The sequence below is a fragment of the Gilliamella sp. BG2 genome (assembly GCF_046635645.1).
In the GTDB taxonomy this organism is placed as follows: Bacteria; Pseudomonadota; Gammaproteobacteria; order Enterobacterales; family Orbaceae; genus Gilliamella; species Gilliamella bombi.
In genome coordinates this window covers 86827-100396 of record NZ_JBIDFF010000004.1, presented here as the reverse complement: position 1 = coordinate 100396, position 13570 = coordinate 86827, and the positions used below count along the sequence as shown (strand labels likewise).

The window sequence follows — 13570 nt, the reverse complement described above, 5'->3', positions numbered from 1 at the left end:
AACAAACTTATTATTGCTTTAATCAATCTGCAAATACATTGTTCTAGCCATTGATGCTTTTGATTCTTACTATTGTTATTATTCATTTAGCGACATTGTCCATGATACAGTACTATGGCAATAATCAGGTAAATCGGCCTGCCACGTTATTTTATCGTTTAATAAAGATTGCAAACGCCAAGGAAACAAAACGTTAGGCACCACATCATCGGTTATTGCTAGCCATTGATTTTCAGATGTTAACCAAATTTGCTGATAATTCTGATCAATTTGATTCATGCTTCCCCTAAAATGCCAAACTTGAATTTGTTCAAGCAGTAACGTCGTTTGCTCACTACAAGAAACTGAGTAATTTTGTTGAAAAGGATCTCGTCCTAAAGACACATCGGCCTTTAGTTCAAAACAGATAACAATTAATAAACTAATAAATTGATAGATATAACGTTTCACTTTATGCCTTTTTAAATAAGAGCGTAAACATGATCTGTAACTGCTGTTCTTGCTTGCTGATTTTTAGATTCTGAAAATCAAGATAATAAAAATCATCCGTTAATGATGAAATTAAAGCCATAAAATCAAAAAATTGCCCTTCTAATTCAATATCCCAATTAACCGTATTGTCAGTTTGATAATGTTTAAAGGAACTTAGTGTTAGATGATTTTGTTCAATAGCCAACGCTAATTCTTTTTCAGATATCAAACTATATAAACTATTTTTACTTGCCTGATAACGCCTTACTTTTGCCTGTAACAATTCAATTTCAGTAATCTTTTGCTGATATAACTCGGCCTTTAGCTCAGCTTGTTGCTGGCCTTCTTTAATAAAAAGTTGATAAACAATAACAAAAAATGCTAAACAACATAAAATACACAATGCGTACTGTTGCCAAACTGGGCGATAGAAAAAATCACTGTTCATTAAGTTCCATTTCCATTTCAAAAAATAAATTATTCTTATTGGTCGATACGGTATTTATTTGACTTTTAGCGATATTTTTTAGCATTAACAAATTTTGGTTAAAATGAGTAAGTTCGACATAACTAAAGCTTTGCCCTTCTATTGCTACTTTTTTAGGTTCATAATAGAAAGAATCAAGCCAAATTACTGAAGGTAACTGTTCTGAAAGCAATAATAAGGATTGCTGAATTTGTTTTTGGCTTAATGATGGATTAGGCAAATAATTAACTAATTCTTCAGTTAATTTTTGTACTATCTTTTGCTGGTGTAATAATTTTTCATCATAAGTTTTTAAATCATTTCGAGCTTGTATCCACAAATAACAGAGTAAACAACTTATTATGCCCATAAATCCAATAACCACGCCTGTCAATTGTCGTTGATGTTTTGTTTGTTTCTCTTGCCGCCAAGGTAAAAAATTAACTTTATTATTTTCAAATCGACAACCTACAAAAGTTAATAGTCGTTGATGCTTTTTAAAAAGATTGATCCAATTTTCAATATAATGACGTTCAACTATCATCACTGTAATTTGTTTTGTATGTTCAGTTGAATAAACAAAATCAAAAAATACACTTTTAGCCGACACTTGGAATAATTTATAAATGTTAGCTTCAACATATAAACTCAATTCATTTAAATTTAGCTTTACATCAGGTAAGGTTAATTGTTGTATTTGAATTAAATTGATATCCAAATTAAGTTCAAATACCGCACGCTCAGAAATTTTTTTTAGTAACTCATCAATAAAAATATCTATATCATTTTCATTTTGATAATTAAATACAATCAGATCTTCGCTAGTGGCTGTTGTAGCATTTCGCTTAACTGAATTTTCAATCCTATAGCGTAAAATTGTAGGTTCGACATAAATAATGACGCTACTTTTATTAAAAATCATGATGGATTATCTTCTTGTTTCTGATAATAGCATCACTTAATCATAATCATCTTTTCCTAAATAAAAACTGACAAAAGCGATTTTTGCGAACTATCACCCAAAAAATGTTTAAAATTAAATCGAACGAAGTAGATTTTAGAGAATTTTAAAAAAAAAGGTTGACTGAAATAAGTCGTGCCTTATAATGCACATCCACACGGTAAGGGTGATTAGCTCAGTTGGGAGAGCACCTCCCTTACAAGGAGGGGGTCACTGGTTCGAACCCGGTATCACCCACCAATCTTTACCGTGATGTTTCAGTAATGAAACACTTGGGGTGATTAGCTCAGTTGGGAGAGCACCTCCCTTACAAGGAGGGGGTCACTGGTTCGAACCCGGTATCACCCACCATCTTTAAGATGGGTCGTTAGCTCAGTCGGTAGAGCAGCGGACTTTTAATCCGTTGGTCGAGCGTTCGAATCGCTCACGACCCACCATTTTATTAAACAATTTCTGAATAAGTCCAATCAATCTAATTAAGTAAAAAAAGCGATGAGAACGATAGCGTTCGACAAATTTTTCTGGAACAAATTTGAACAACATGCAGTGTTGGCCCGAAGGGGTGAGGCACACGATGTGCCGAATAATTGCTCACGACCCACCATTTCATGACATCAATATTTAATTAATAAACAACTTATTTAATTACGCTATACTAAACAGATAAATACGATAGAATAATTAAGTTATTTAATTTATAAGGAAGTTGTATGCTAAAGTTTTTTGCAAAACTATCATTAGTTTTATGTTTTAGTATTGCTGTTAATGCTGATCAACAAACATTATTTGATTTTAATGAAGAATATCAAAAAGCAACAGAACAAAAAGATGCAGAGGCGCAATACCATGTAGGTCTTATGTACGCTGATGGCTCATATACTAAAAAACGGCAATTTAAAGGTTTCGAATATGGTTTTGATGAGCAATTAAAAGCAAAACCTGATTATATTAAAGCAAAAGAGTGGTTTGAAAAGGCTGCCAATCAAGGTCATATCGCAGCTCAACACAGTTTAGCCTTATTGTATTATAATGGACAAGGAACAAAACAAAACTATTCTAAGGGAATTGAGTGGGATACAAAAGCAGCTAAAAAAGGAGATGCCGTTGCTCAATATACATTAGCAACACTCTATTACAATGGTACAGGGGTTAAAAAGAACTATTTTAAAGCTAAACAATGGTTTGCTAAGGCCGCTGAACAAAACTATTCCGATGCTAAAGATCACTTAAATGTTGTAACAAAAAAGGTTAATGCCATTGTAGCCAAACAACAGGCCAAGAAAAAGCAAGCTAGTAATAACGATTGCGGTTGTTAATAATTAATCTGTTACACCAAAATGGAAAAATATCAAAAGATATCTATACATTAAATCATTGCTTTCAATAGACTTATCAAAATAAGCACAAATAGGTTTGCCAACAAGTTAAAAACATTCTTTAATAAGAAATTTGGGCCCAAAATAAAGAGGCAGTTAAATGAAAAAAATACTATTAATAATATACTTATTTGTAAATACGCCTATTTTTGCAACACAAAATATAGAATATAACTTTGATGTTGAATATAAAAAAGCAACAGAACAAAATAGTGCCGAAGCACAAAACCGGTTAGGTTATATGTACCAGTACGGTCTTAACGTTAAACAAGATTATGCTAAAGCTATTGAATGGTACCAAAAATCGGCTAATCAAAATTACGCCGATGCACAAGTAAGTTTAGGCTACATGTACAATTATGGTCTCGGCGTGAAGAAAAATTTGCTTAAAGCAAAGCAGTTTTATGCAAAAGCAGCCTCAAGCGGTTATGCTTTAGGTCTATTTAATCTAGGGGCACTTTACGAATTTGCAGAAAAAAAACATTATCGAAAAGGAATTGAACAAAATTCAGATAATAATACTATTAGCCAAGACTATGTTAAGGCAAAATATTTTTACGAAAAAGCTGTACAACTAGGCAACAAAGAGGCTCAAAACAATCTGGGTAGATTTTATTATATTGGAATTGTTGTCAAAAAGAACTATACCAAAGCTAGAGAACTATATGAACAAGCAGCTAAGCAAGGCAATATATATGCTCTGCATAATTTAGCAAATATGTATTACAATGGATTAGGTGGATTAAAAAAAGATTTTGCCAAAGGTGTAGAATTAGACACTCAATCTGCACAAAGAGGAAATCCTGAAGCACAATATAGCTTAGGTTGGTTATATTATAATGGCTCATGGTTTGAAAAAAATTATACAGAAGCTAGAAGATGGTTTCAGTTTGCCGCTGAACAAAATCATGCCGATGCACAATACAATTTAGGTATTATCTATCAACAAGGATTGGGAGTGGCAATAAATACCCATACTGCAAAATATTACTTTCAACAAGCTTGCCAAAACAACCATCAAGAGGCATGTAAACATGTCAAGAAACTTCTTTAATAAAATATAATATTGGCAATGGGAAATAACTAAATGGCACTATAAAAGGTATTCAAACTGCTAAGCATTACTTTTAAATAATATATATCAAGCTTGTCAAGAATAACCTAACACAATTCCCAAATAATAATTATTAGCTCAACGTTTTGGTTATGTATGTGCTTAATGCACATCAAATACATACATAACTAAACAATAGGCAATATAGAACATTACAGCACCAACTATACAGTCCAATATTACCCACATTCTTTTCTTTCTAAATAGCGGTATGAGTAATTTTGCTCCGTAACCAAGACTAAAAAACCATATGAATGAAACACTGACGGCACCAACCAAAAATGCAAATTTTTGTTCATTAGTTAACGTGCCAGCAATTCCACCCACAATAACAACAGTATCCAAATAGACATGAGGATTGAGTAAAGTAACAGCCAAAGTTGCCAGTACAACTTCTAATAAGTTGTTATTGTTAAGAGATTGAGATTCTATTTGTATGCTACTTGTGCCTTTAATTGCACTTTTAAACGCACAAAAACCATACCAAATTAAAAAAATCGCCCCAGAGATTGCTAAAATATTAGTAATTAAAGAATTGCTACGAATAAAAGTACCTACCCCAAAAATCCCTATTGACATTAAAGCAAAATCACAAATAAAACAAATTGCCGACACATAAAAGATATGATTTTTTAATAATCCTTGCTTGAGTACAAATAAATTTTGAGCACCAATAGCAATAATTAGACTAGCCGAAATGAAAGCACCACGTAATATTTCTAATAGCATTTAGTTATAACACCAGAATAAAGATAAGAAAATTTATTATATAATCTAAATGCTATAAGTTTATAACAAACGTATTGAATTTGTTATTTGTTATTTTTCTCTAACCACAATAGTTTGGTTTTATTTTTGTTTAAATAGAGAATGATCATTCCAATAGCTAACCAAATAATACCGACCATTTTTGCATCGTTATCAATATGTAATAATACAGGTAATAGCACTACAATACCTATAATAGGCATAAAGACGTCTAGAAACCACGAAAACCATCCTTTTGAGCCTTTTTTAAACTTAAAATAGCCAATTACAGATAAATGTAACATGATAAATGCAGTTAATGCTCCAATATCAACAAATGAAACTAAAGTTGGCAACCCTTTAGCATTATTAGCAGCAATAACAACTAAACATAAATTAAATAGCGCTGCAAATATAATAGCCATTGTCGGTACACCACTTTTTTTTCCTACTTTTGCAAAAAATGAAGGTAAACGTTTGTCACGCCCCATACTGAATAAAAGACGACTTGCTGCGGCTTGTCCAACCATTGCTGCAAATGATGCACCAATAGCTTTCATTAAACCTAGTGCCCACCCTAACCACAGATTAATTTCTTGATTAACAATATGATAGTAAACTTTACCTTGTAGTTCTGGATGACTACGCAAATATTCAGGGTTATAAGGGTTAAGTAAGCTACCGACATAAATTTGTAGCACAAATAAACACCCAGCTAAAATTAAACAACATATAATCGCTTTACTAACTAAATTATGAGGTCCGCCATTTTCTTCTGAAAAAGTAGCAATAGCGTCAAATCCCAAATAAGATAGTACAGCAATAGACACTGCATTAAATAGATTACTCCAACTGAATAAATCACCACCAATAAAAGGTTGTAACCAATCTCTGTTACTACCATTAGTGGCTATTATCCAAATACCAACAGATAACACAGCAAGTAATATAATAATTTCAAATATCAAGATGATTAACGTAATTTTAGTCGATTTTCTAACCCCAACTAAATTCAGCGTAGTAGTTAATATAACAGCTAAACATGTCCATACCCATATTGGTACTTCGGGAATCAATGCATTGAACGATATACCGCTAAATAAGTACGCAACCGCAGGGATAAACATATAATCAAGTAACAACAACCAGCCTACTAAGAATCCAGCACTAGGATGAATGCCAATAGAACAATAAGCATAAACAGCTCCCGCATGCGGTAAAGCGTTTGCCATTCTGGCATAAGAAAGCGCGGTAAATGCCATTACAAAAGTTGCTATGATATAAACCAAAGCAACTGCACCATCACTTATCGCATCTAAAACACCAAATAATCCTACAGGTGCTGCTGGACCAATAAAAAGCAATCCCAGAATAACCAAATCCCGGAATCGCATATTTTTATTTAACTGTTGCATAATCATTCTCTAGCGCAATTATCAGTAATGATGAAATATTAAATGATTAATCCGCAACGTGCTAAGATCAGCTTGTTATTAGGTTATAATTATTTGTTATAAGAACATACTTTAGTGATATTCTTTAACCTCATAGGTATAAGACATTTTCGCTGTTTTACCAAGCATGATAGAGGCACTGCAATATTTTTCTGACGCAAGTTTTATTGCCGTTTCAACTGCTTCGTTATCGATATTAATACCCGTAATGACAATATGAAAATTAATTGACGTATACACTTTAGGGGAGGATTCTGCTTGAGTTTTATCAATATCTATCCAAAGATCACGAACATCTTTTTTTTTATTTTTTAAAATTGCAATAATATCATAAGCCATACAACCAGCTGCACCATGCAACAAAAGCTCCATAGGGCGAGCTCCACGATTACGCCCGCCATGTTCAATACCGCCATCCATCACTAGCGAATGCCCACTTGCAGTTTCACCTAAAAAACCAAATTCATCAATCCACTTTAAACGATCTTTCATAATTATCTCCTTTAAATTTATCTTTAACCTTCTTATTAGTTACAAATTTATTAAATAACATAATCGTTTTTAACCACGCTGTCATCATTTTGATTATTACTTTATTGATCAAATATGACAATGTTAGTGAACTTTTTACTAAGAGAATCATTAAGATCTTTTAAATTATTCAGGTAAAATCACTGTATTATTTGCAATAAAATATTAGCAATATGTAATTAAAATCAATGTTTTCATTTTAATTTTTGCTTAACAAATAATTATATAGATTGGGTTACCCTACTCTAAGGATTGAATATGATTTTTAAGTTTATTATCTTCCTTTTGATAAGATCCTTGGCTAGATTATTAGCTAGTATTTTGGTGGTGACGTATTAGTTATTATGCTGGCAAGCATCTCGATGGCTAAAGTAGGTGCACAACTTGCACAAAAATTATCGATTAAAAAATTAATTAAATTCTTTGGTATATTTTATTATTGCTTGCAACGAAATTAATCATTTTTTAAACATCATTAATAAATAAAAAGGCCGCAAAAGCGACCTTATCAGTTTTGATGCAATACCATTAAATGACTATCTTGCTTCTTTAACTGCAAGTCCTAATTGCCAAACGGCCATTGCATAATGAGTGCTGTGGTTATAACGGGTGATAGTATAAAAGTTTGGTAATCCATACCAGTATTGGTAACGATCGCCCATATCAAGACGCAATAAACTTACCTGCGTATGTCCTTCTAATGAGCTTTGTGGTTTTAACCCTGCTTTTGCTAATGTTTCAATGGAGTATTTAGTACTAAAACCAGTATCAAGTGATAGTGCTTGGCCATCAGCCATTACAGCCACTTTTTTACCACGTTGCCAACCGTATGATTTAAAATAGCTTGCCACACTACCAATAGCATCAACAGGATCCCATAAATCAATATGCCCATCATGATTAAAATCAACAGCGTGACGTCTAAATGCTGATGGCATAAATTGACCATATCCCATAGCACCAGCAAATGATCCACTCAAATCAAAGGGATCAACCCCCTCATCTCGGCACATAACTAAAAAATCTTCTAATTCGTCAGAAAAATATTTCGCACGTCTTGGATAGTAAAAGGCAAGAGTTGACAAGGCATCAATGATTTTAGTTTTTCCCATCACTCTACCCCAACCTGTTTCGACGCCAATAATGCCAACAATAATTTCGGGTGGCACACCATATTCATTATAAGCACGCTGTAATTCTTTTTGGTATTGATTCCAAAATTCAACACCACGAGGAAGGTTACTTGGTGTAATAAATTTATTTTTATATCGAATCCAAGCACCATTTGGTGCCGTTGGCGAGGTTGCTTTTGGTGCTTGTTTATCCATTAAATTAATTACCCAATCGAGCTTATTAGCTTGAGCAAGCACATTACGGAGTTGTTGACGATTAAAACCATGCTTACTAACCATTCTATCAATAAATTTTTCTTTATCTATGTCTAGTGACGCACTAGCGGTTTTAGATTGATTGTGCTCTTTTTCGAGATAGACACCGCCTTTAACATTTGCATGTCCACGGTGTTCTTTCATGGGAGATGTTGAAGATTTATTACTACTACAAGCTACAAGCAATAAAATTGTACTAATAAAAATGGCAATACGCTGCATAAAAAATCCATATTTTAAGTAATTAAAAATCGACAACATCATAAAATATTTATTGTTATTTAACAATATTTGGGCATGATTCTCCTGCCGAAACTTGTTTAATATTGTTTAACGTCGTATCAGAAATATTTAACAATGCTTCTTGTGTTAAAAAGGCTTGGTGCCCCGTAAAAATAACATTATGGCAGGAAGATAAACGACGGAACACATCATCTAAAATAACATCATTAGATTTGTCTTCAAAAAAGAGATCACGTTCGTTTTCATAAACATCCATGCCTAAAGCACCAATTTTTGTTTTCTTTAATGCATCAATAGCTGCGGTTGCATCAAGTAATGCGCCACGACTTGTATTGATAATCATCACGCCGTCTTTCATTTTTTGGAAAGAATCTTTATTCAATAAATGATAATTTTCAGGGGTCATAGGGCAATGTAACGTAATCACATCAGATTTTGCATATAACTCATCTAACTCAACATATTGCGCTCCTAATTCAACTGCAACATCATTAGGATAAGGATCATAGGCAAGAATATGCATACCAAAACCTTTCAAAATGCGGATAATCGCTTGACCAATTTTGCCCGTACCAATAACACCAGCAGTACGATTGTGCATATTAAATCCAGTTAATCCATCTAACGAAAAGTTAGCATCACGAGTACGCTGATAGGCTTTATGCGTTCTTCTATTTAACGTCATCATTAAAGCCACTGCATGTTCTGCAACTGCTTCTGGTGAATAAGCTGGCACACGAACCACCGTGATACCTAACTTTTCAGCTTCAGTTAAATCAACATTATCAAACCCAGCGCAACGAAGCGCTAAAATCTTAATGCCATAACTTGCTAATTTTTTTAGTACTTTTCTATCTACTTCGTCATTAACAAATGCACAAACTGCGTCATAACCTTGGGCGGTAACCACTGTTTTACAGCTAAGTTTATGTTCATAATATTCGATATCAAAGCCATATTTTTTATTAGCGATTTCTAAATGTTCTTTATCATAATGTTTACTACTAAAAACAGCCACTTTAATTGAACTTTTCATATTACTACACCCCTTTTAAATGGTAGTTTGTTAATCTCTTAATTAATTATTGACATTAATTTTATACTGAAACACATAGTTACCTGAAACTTTTTAACAAAAAATAGCTAAAATAATGAATCTCTAACTTTCAAAAAGTCATTGCGCATAACTTTCTTATATTGAAAACATGACTTTGGATAAAACGGTCAATCTTGGCTTGCTGAATTATTTTTTATATGTTGTGTGCTATGATAACACTTTGCCAAAAACTAACAATAAAGTTAAATAATGAATAGCTCGCAGAATTCACTTTTAAAAACCATTTTTACGACCAAGATGCTAATCTGCATTTTTACAGGTTTTGCTTCTGGTCTTCCTTTTTATTTATTATTACAACTGTTACCTGCATGGTTAGAAAGTGATGGTATTAATATCAAAACAATTGGAGCCTTTTCATTAACGCAAATTCCCTATATTTTTAAATTTATCTGGTCACCATTGATGGATAACATTTCGCTCTTTAATTTAGGGAGACGACGTGGTTGGATGCTTGGGTCCCAAATAATACTTATATTTTCTATCGCAATATTAGGATTTTTTTCACCTTCATTGAATATTTGGTTAATAGCAACCATTTGCTTTATTATTGCACTATTTTCAGCTACACAAGATATTGCTCTTGATGCCTTTAGACGAGAGTTATTGCTTGATAAAGAATTAGGACTTGGTAATAGTATTCATACCAATGCTTATCGCATTGCAGGTTTAGTGCCAGGTTCATTATCACTAATATTATCAAATACCTTGCCTTGGAATAGTGTTTTTATCATCACTGCATTATTTATGCTGCCTGCTATCATTATGACGTTACTAGTAAAAGAACCAATTAACCAATCGCCCCAAAATCATACTTTTGAAGATATCATCATTAAGCCATTTAGTGAATTTATTACTCGAAATGGACTTAAAACAGCCATATGGATTTTAACATTTATCTTTTTATATAAATTAGGCGATAGCATGGCTACATCCTTAGCCACGCCTTTCTACTTACAAATGGGCTATAGTCGCCCCGACATTGGTTGGATTGCCAAAAATGCTTCTTTATGGCCAAGTGTGTTTGGAGCATTAATGGGTGGCATTTTGATGATCAAAATAGGTATAAACCGAGCATTATGGTCTTTTGGTGTTGTCCAAGTTATATCAATTTTAGGATTTATTTGGCTTTCGATAGAAGGACCTTTTACTACAATAGGAATATTTCAAAAAACGTTATTAGCCATAGTGATAGGGATTGAATCACTTGGTGTCGGTCTTGGTTCGGCTGCTTTTGTAGCGTTTATTGCTAAAACAACTAATCCACTTTATACCGCTACACAATTTGCTTTATTTACCAGCATTGCTTCAGTGCCAAGAACTCTAATTAATGCATCTACCGGTTTTATGGTTGAACACTTAGGATGGACAAACTTTTTTTGGTTATGTTTTATTCTTGCCTTTCCCGGTATGTTATTATTGTTAAAAGTTGCCCCGTGGAATAGCCAATCTTAGGAGAAAATATGGACAAACTAACCCAAGCATTCGACTTTAGACATGCATGTAAAAAATTTGATAATACCAAAAAAATTAGTGATGATGATATTAAATATATTTTAGAAGCGGGTCGTCAATCTCCTTCATCATTTGGCATGGAGCCATGGCATTTTGTGGTTGTTGATAGTCACAAGATAAAAGTTGAATTACGTAATGTTTGCTATAACCAAGAACAAGTTACCAGCTGTTCACATTTTGTCATTGTACTTTACCGCAAAGCCAATAATTTTACGTTACAGAGCGATTATTTACGACAAACAATTGCACGCACCTTACCTGATCCCAATAATCAAACCGATATTGATATTGCCTGTCAAGGATTTATCAATTTTTGCGAACAAGGCTTAGCCGACGGTTTAACCATCAACCACTGGTCAGAAATGCAAGACTATATCGCTAGTGCCAATATGATGACTGCAGCGGCATTTCGTGGTATTGATTCATGTGCTATTGGTGGATTCGATCATGATAAAGTCATCAAGATTCTAGAAAAATATATTCCACAATTTGGTGGCGACTCATTCGGGATAGGACTTTGCTTAGCTTTTGGTTATCGAATTAATGAACCAACAGCGCATATTCGTTGGCCACTTTCAGACTTAACTACATATCTAACTGATAACAGCGAAACGAATTAACCAATAGGCACCTTCAATCACAAAAAGGTAATTGAAGGTGTTAATAAAAATAGATAACTTATTATTATTCAATTGATTGATAAAGCGCTTCGGCTTCAGATGAAGCTGAATCCATAATAAAGGCAATTCCAGATAAAATATTACCAATCTGAGGATCTGTAATATTTTGTTGTACTGAATTTAAAATCTCTTGAGCCCAATTAATTTTTGTAAGTACAGCTTCGACACTTTCTTTTGAAGGATTACTCATCTTCTCTCCTACTGTTAGGATGTTAACTAAACCAATAATCAAAAATATCTTATTAAATAATAAAAAATTTGAGATAACGGATATAAGAATAAGAAAATCGCATATTCTAAACAGTAAAAGCAAAAACAAAAATTAATGTAGTTTAAATAAAGAATAAATGTATTTAAAATAATTGAAAATAAAAAGATAAACTTTTAGTTTAATAAAAATTGGCGCAATACAAAAAAGCCTATTATGATTACCTATTGCTATAATAAACAATTCTTTTACATTATAACGATTGATAATGTTAGACTTATTGGCAATAAATTGCGTTAATTTTGCCTAAAATTGTCAAAATTTTAAAATAAGTAAGGATTTAAAATGAAAACCAAACATGCTCGTTTATTAATACTTGGCTCTGGTCCTGCCGGTTACACTGCTGCTGTTTATGCCGCACGAGCTAACCTTTCCCCCGTGTTAATTACAGGAATGCAAGAAGGTGGGCAACTAACTACCACAACCGATCTTGAAAACTGGCCAGCCGGTGCTCCTGATTTAACAGGACCAGAATTAATGCTTAAGATGAAAGAACATGCAGAAAGATTTAATACTGAAATTATTTTAGATCAAATTGATCGCGTTGATTTTAGCACAAAGCCATTTAAGCTTTATGGTAGCGAAACGCAATACAGTTGTGATGCGCTTATTATTGCAACTGGCGCATCAGCGCAATACCTTGGTTTACCGTCAGAAGAAGCATTCAAAAGTAAAGGTGTGTCGGCTTGTGCTACCTGTGATGGATTTTTCTATCGCAACCAAAAAGTTGCTGTAGTGGGTGGTGGCAATACCGCGGTTGAAGAAACGCTTTATTTAGCCAATATCGCAAGTGAAGTACATTTAATTCACCGTCGAGATACCTTTAGAGCAGAAAAAATCTTAATGGATCGTTTAGATCAAAAAATTAAAGAAGGCAAAGTTATCTTACATACTCATCGTGTAGTTGATGAAATTTTAGGGGATAACATGGGAGTAACTGGAGTTAGAATCCGTAGCTCACAAGATCCTAATATTACCGAAGAGTTATCGGTTTTAGGCGTGTTTATCGCTATTGGCCACAAACCAAACACCGCTATATTTGAAGGTCAACTTGAACTAAATGGCGGTTATATCAAAGTACAATCAGGCACGCAAGGCAACGCTACTCAAACCAGTGTCGAAGGGATTTTTGCTGCTGGTGATGTAATGGATCATGTCTATCGTCAAGCAATCACTTCAGCAGGTACAGGCTGTATGGCTGCTTTAGATGCAGAACATTATTTGGATAATTTAAAATAAGCA

14 protein-coding genes and 3 tRNA genes are annotated in these 13570 nt (G+C 33.4%); 8 read left to right on the top strand and 9 right to left on the bottom strand.

Translation table 11 applies throughout. The features are described from left to right. Positions 1-78 precede the first annotated feature (78 nt). From ACGH6Q_RS03030 to ACGH6Q_RS03020, 3 genes are read right to left on the bottom strand one after another with little or no spacing between them, the layout of a single operon-like run. Positions 79-450, bottom strand: a complete 372-nt coding sequence (locus ACGH6Q_RS03030) for a hypothetical protein (protein ID WP_411591795.1) — start codon at positions 448-450, stop codon at positions 79-81. A gap of 1 nt (position 451) precedes the next feature. Then, on the bottom strand, positions 452-919 hold the full coding sequence (locus ACGH6Q_RS03025) for a hypothetical protein (protein WP_174799472.1): 468 nt from the start codon (positions 917-919) through the stop codon (positions 452-454). Beyond that, positions 909-1859: a PilN domain-containing protein gene (locus ACGH6Q_RS03020; RefSeq protein WP_411591792.1), complete on the bottom strand. Its 951-nt coding sequence runs from the start codon at positions 1857-1859 to the stop codon at positions 909-911. Before ACGH6Q_RS03020 ends, ACGH6Q_RS03025 begins: the two co-directional genes overlap by 11 nt. 203 nt (positions 1860-2062) lie before the next feature. On the opposite strand from ACGH6Q_RS03020, the gene ACGH6Q_RS03015 reads away from it, so the two are divergent. The 5 genes from ACGH6Q_RS03015 to ACGH6Q_RS02995 all read left to right on the top strand — a co-directional run bounded on the left by ACGH6Q_RS03015 (position 2063) and on the right by ACGH6Q_RS02995 (position 4328). After that, positions 2063-2138: transfer RNA gene (locus tag ACGH6Q_RS03015), tRNA-Val, on the top strand. 35 nt (positions 2139-2173) lie between these two features. Further along, positions 2174-2249 (top strand) — tRNA-Val (locus ACGH6Q_RS03010). Positions 2250-2259: 10 nt separating this feature from the next. Further along, positions 2260-2335: transfer RNA gene (locus tag ACGH6Q_RS03005), tRNA-Lys, on the top strand. Between the two features lie 273 nt (positions 2336-2608). After that, positions 2609-3214 carry a tetratricopeptide repeat protein gene (locus tag ACGH6Q_RS03000; protein ID WP_411591790.1) on the top strand — a complete coding sequence of 202 codons (606 nt, stop codon included), beginning with the start codon at positions 2609-2611 and terminating at the stop codon, positions 3212-3214. Positions 3215-3374: 160 nt separating this feature from the next. Further along, positions 3375-4328: a tetratricopeptide repeat protein gene (locus ACGH6Q_RS02995; RefSeq protein WP_411591788.1), complete on the top strand. Its 954-nt coding sequence runs from the start codon at positions 3375-3377 to the stop codon at positions 4326-4328. A gap of 162 nt (positions 4329-4490) precedes the next feature. On the opposite strand, the gene ACGH6Q_RS02990 is transcribed toward ACGH6Q_RS02995, so the two are convergent. From ACGH6Q_RS02990 to ACGH6Q_RS02970, 5 genes are all read right to left on the bottom strand, one after another. Further along, entirely contained in the window at positions 4491-5117 is a 627-nt protein-coding gene (locus ACGH6Q_RS02990) for a LysE/ArgO family amino acid transporter (RefSeq protein WP_411591786.1), read from the bottom strand. 83 nt (positions 5118-5200) lie between these two features. Next, positions 5201-6550 (bottom strand): APC family permease, encoded by a 1350-nt coding sequence (locus ACGH6Q_RS02985; RefSeq protein ID WP_411591784.1) that lies wholly within the window; start codon positions 6548-6550, stop codon positions 5201-5203. 111 nt (positions 6551-6661) lie between these two features. Next, positions 6662-7081 (bottom strand): OsmC family protein, encoded by a 420-nt coding sequence (locus ACGH6Q_RS02980; protein WP_411591781.1) that lies wholly within the window; start codon positions 7079-7081, stop codon positions 6662-6664. 575 nt (positions 7082-7656) lie between these two features. Then, positions 7657-8730, bottom strand: a complete 1074-nt coding sequence (mltB, locus tag ACGH6Q_RS02975; RefSeq protein WP_065589563.1) for a lytic murein transglycosylase B — start codon at positions 8728-8730, stop codon at positions 7657-7659. A 55-nt stretch (positions 8731-8785) separates the two neighbouring features. Then, the gene (locus tag ACGH6Q_RS02970; protein WP_065589583.1) at positions 8786-9775 is read right to left on the bottom strand and encodes a 2-hydroxyacid dehydrogenase; all 990 of its coding nucleotides are present in this window, start codon (positions 9773-9775) and stop codon (positions 8786-8788) included. A gap of 282 nt (positions 9776-10057) precedes the next feature. Here ACGH6Q_RS02970 and ACGH6Q_RS02965 point away from each other — a divergent pair, with 282 nt between their 5' ends. Together ACGH6Q_RS02965 and ACGH6Q_RS02960 are read left to right on the top strand one after the other, a co-directional pair. Then, positions 10058-11320, top strand: a complete 1263-nt coding sequence (locus ACGH6Q_RS02965) for an AmpG family muropeptide MFS transporter (RefSeq protein ID WP_411591778.1) — start codon at positions 10058-10060, stop codon at positions 11318-11320. 8 nt (positions 11321-11328) lie between these two features. Then, entirely contained in the window at positions 11329-12000 is a 672-nt protein-coding gene (locus ACGH6Q_RS02960) for an NAD(P)H-dependent oxidoreductase (protein WP_296300758.1), read from the top strand. Positions 12001-12064: 64 nt separating this feature from the next. Here the strand turns inward: ACGH6Q_RS02960 and ACGH6Q_RS02955 are convergent, their stop codons facing one another. Continuing rightward, positions 12065-12250: a hypothetical protein gene (locus tag ACGH6Q_RS02955; protein WP_034909658.1), complete on the bottom strand. Its 186-nt coding sequence runs from the start codon at positions 12248-12250 to the stop codon at positions 12065-12067. A gap of 363 nt (positions 12251-12613) precedes the next feature. On the opposite strand from ACGH6Q_RS02955, the gene trxB reads away from it, so the two are divergent. Then, complete coding sequence (gene trxB, locus ACGH6Q_RS02950) at positions 12614-13567, top strand: thioredoxin-disulfide reductase (RefSeq protein WP_085164663.1); 954 nt, start codon at positions 12614-12616, stop codon at positions 13565-13567. Positions 13568-13570: the final 3 nt, after the last annotated feature.

Excerpts from the sequence above, each read along its gene's own strand:
- ACGH6Q_RS03025 (WP_174799472.1), bottom strand. The coding sequence starts at position 919 with ATGAACAGTGATTTTTTCTATCGCCCAGTTTGGCAACAGTACGCATTG.
- ACGH6Q_RS03020 (WP_411591792.1), bottom strand. The coding sequence starts at position 1,859 with ATGATTTTTAATAAAAGTAGCGTCATTATTTATGTCGAACCTACAATT.
- ACGH6Q_RS03000 (WP_411591790.1), top strand. The coding sequence starts at position 2,609 with ATGCTAAAGTTTTTTGCAAAACTATCATTAGTTTTATGTTTTAGTATT.
- ACGH6Q_RS02995 (WP_411591788.1), top strand. The coding sequence starts at position 3,375 with ATGAAAAAAATACTATTAATAATATACTTATTTGTAAATACGCCTATT.
- ACGH6Q_RS02990 (WP_411591786.1), bottom strand. The coding sequence starts at position 5,117 with ATGCTATTAGAAATATTACGTGGTGCTTTCATTTCGGCTAGTCTAATT.
- ACGH6Q_RS02985 (WP_411591784.1), bottom strand. The coding sequence starts at position 6,550 with ATGCAACAGTTAAATAAAAATATGCGATTCCGGGATTTGGTTATTCTG.
- ACGH6Q_RS02980 (WP_411591781.1), bottom strand. The coding sequence starts at position 7,081 with ATGAAAGATCGTTTAAAGTGGATTGATGAATTTGGTTTTTTAGGTGAA.
- mltB (WP_065589563.1), bottom strand. The coding sequence starts at position 8,730 with ATGCAGCGTATTGCCATTTTTATTAGTACAATTTTATTGCTTGTAGCT.
- ACGH6Q_RS02965 (WP_411591778.1), top strand. The coding sequence starts at position 10,058 with ATGAATAGCTCGCAGAATTCACTTTTAAAAACCATTTTTACGACCAAG.
- ACGH6Q_RS02960 (WP_296300758.1), top strand. The coding sequence starts at position 11,329 with ATGGACAAACTAACCCAAGCATTCGACTTTAGACATGCATGTAAAAAA.
- ACGH6Q_RS02955 (WP_034909658.1), bottom strand. The coding sequence starts at position 12,250 with ATGAGTAATCCTTCAAAAGAAAGTGTCGAAGCTGTACTTACAAAAATT.
- trxB (WP_085164663.1), top strand. The coding sequence starts at position 12,614 with ATGAAAACCAAACATGCTCGTTTATTAATACTTGGCTCTGGTCCTGCC.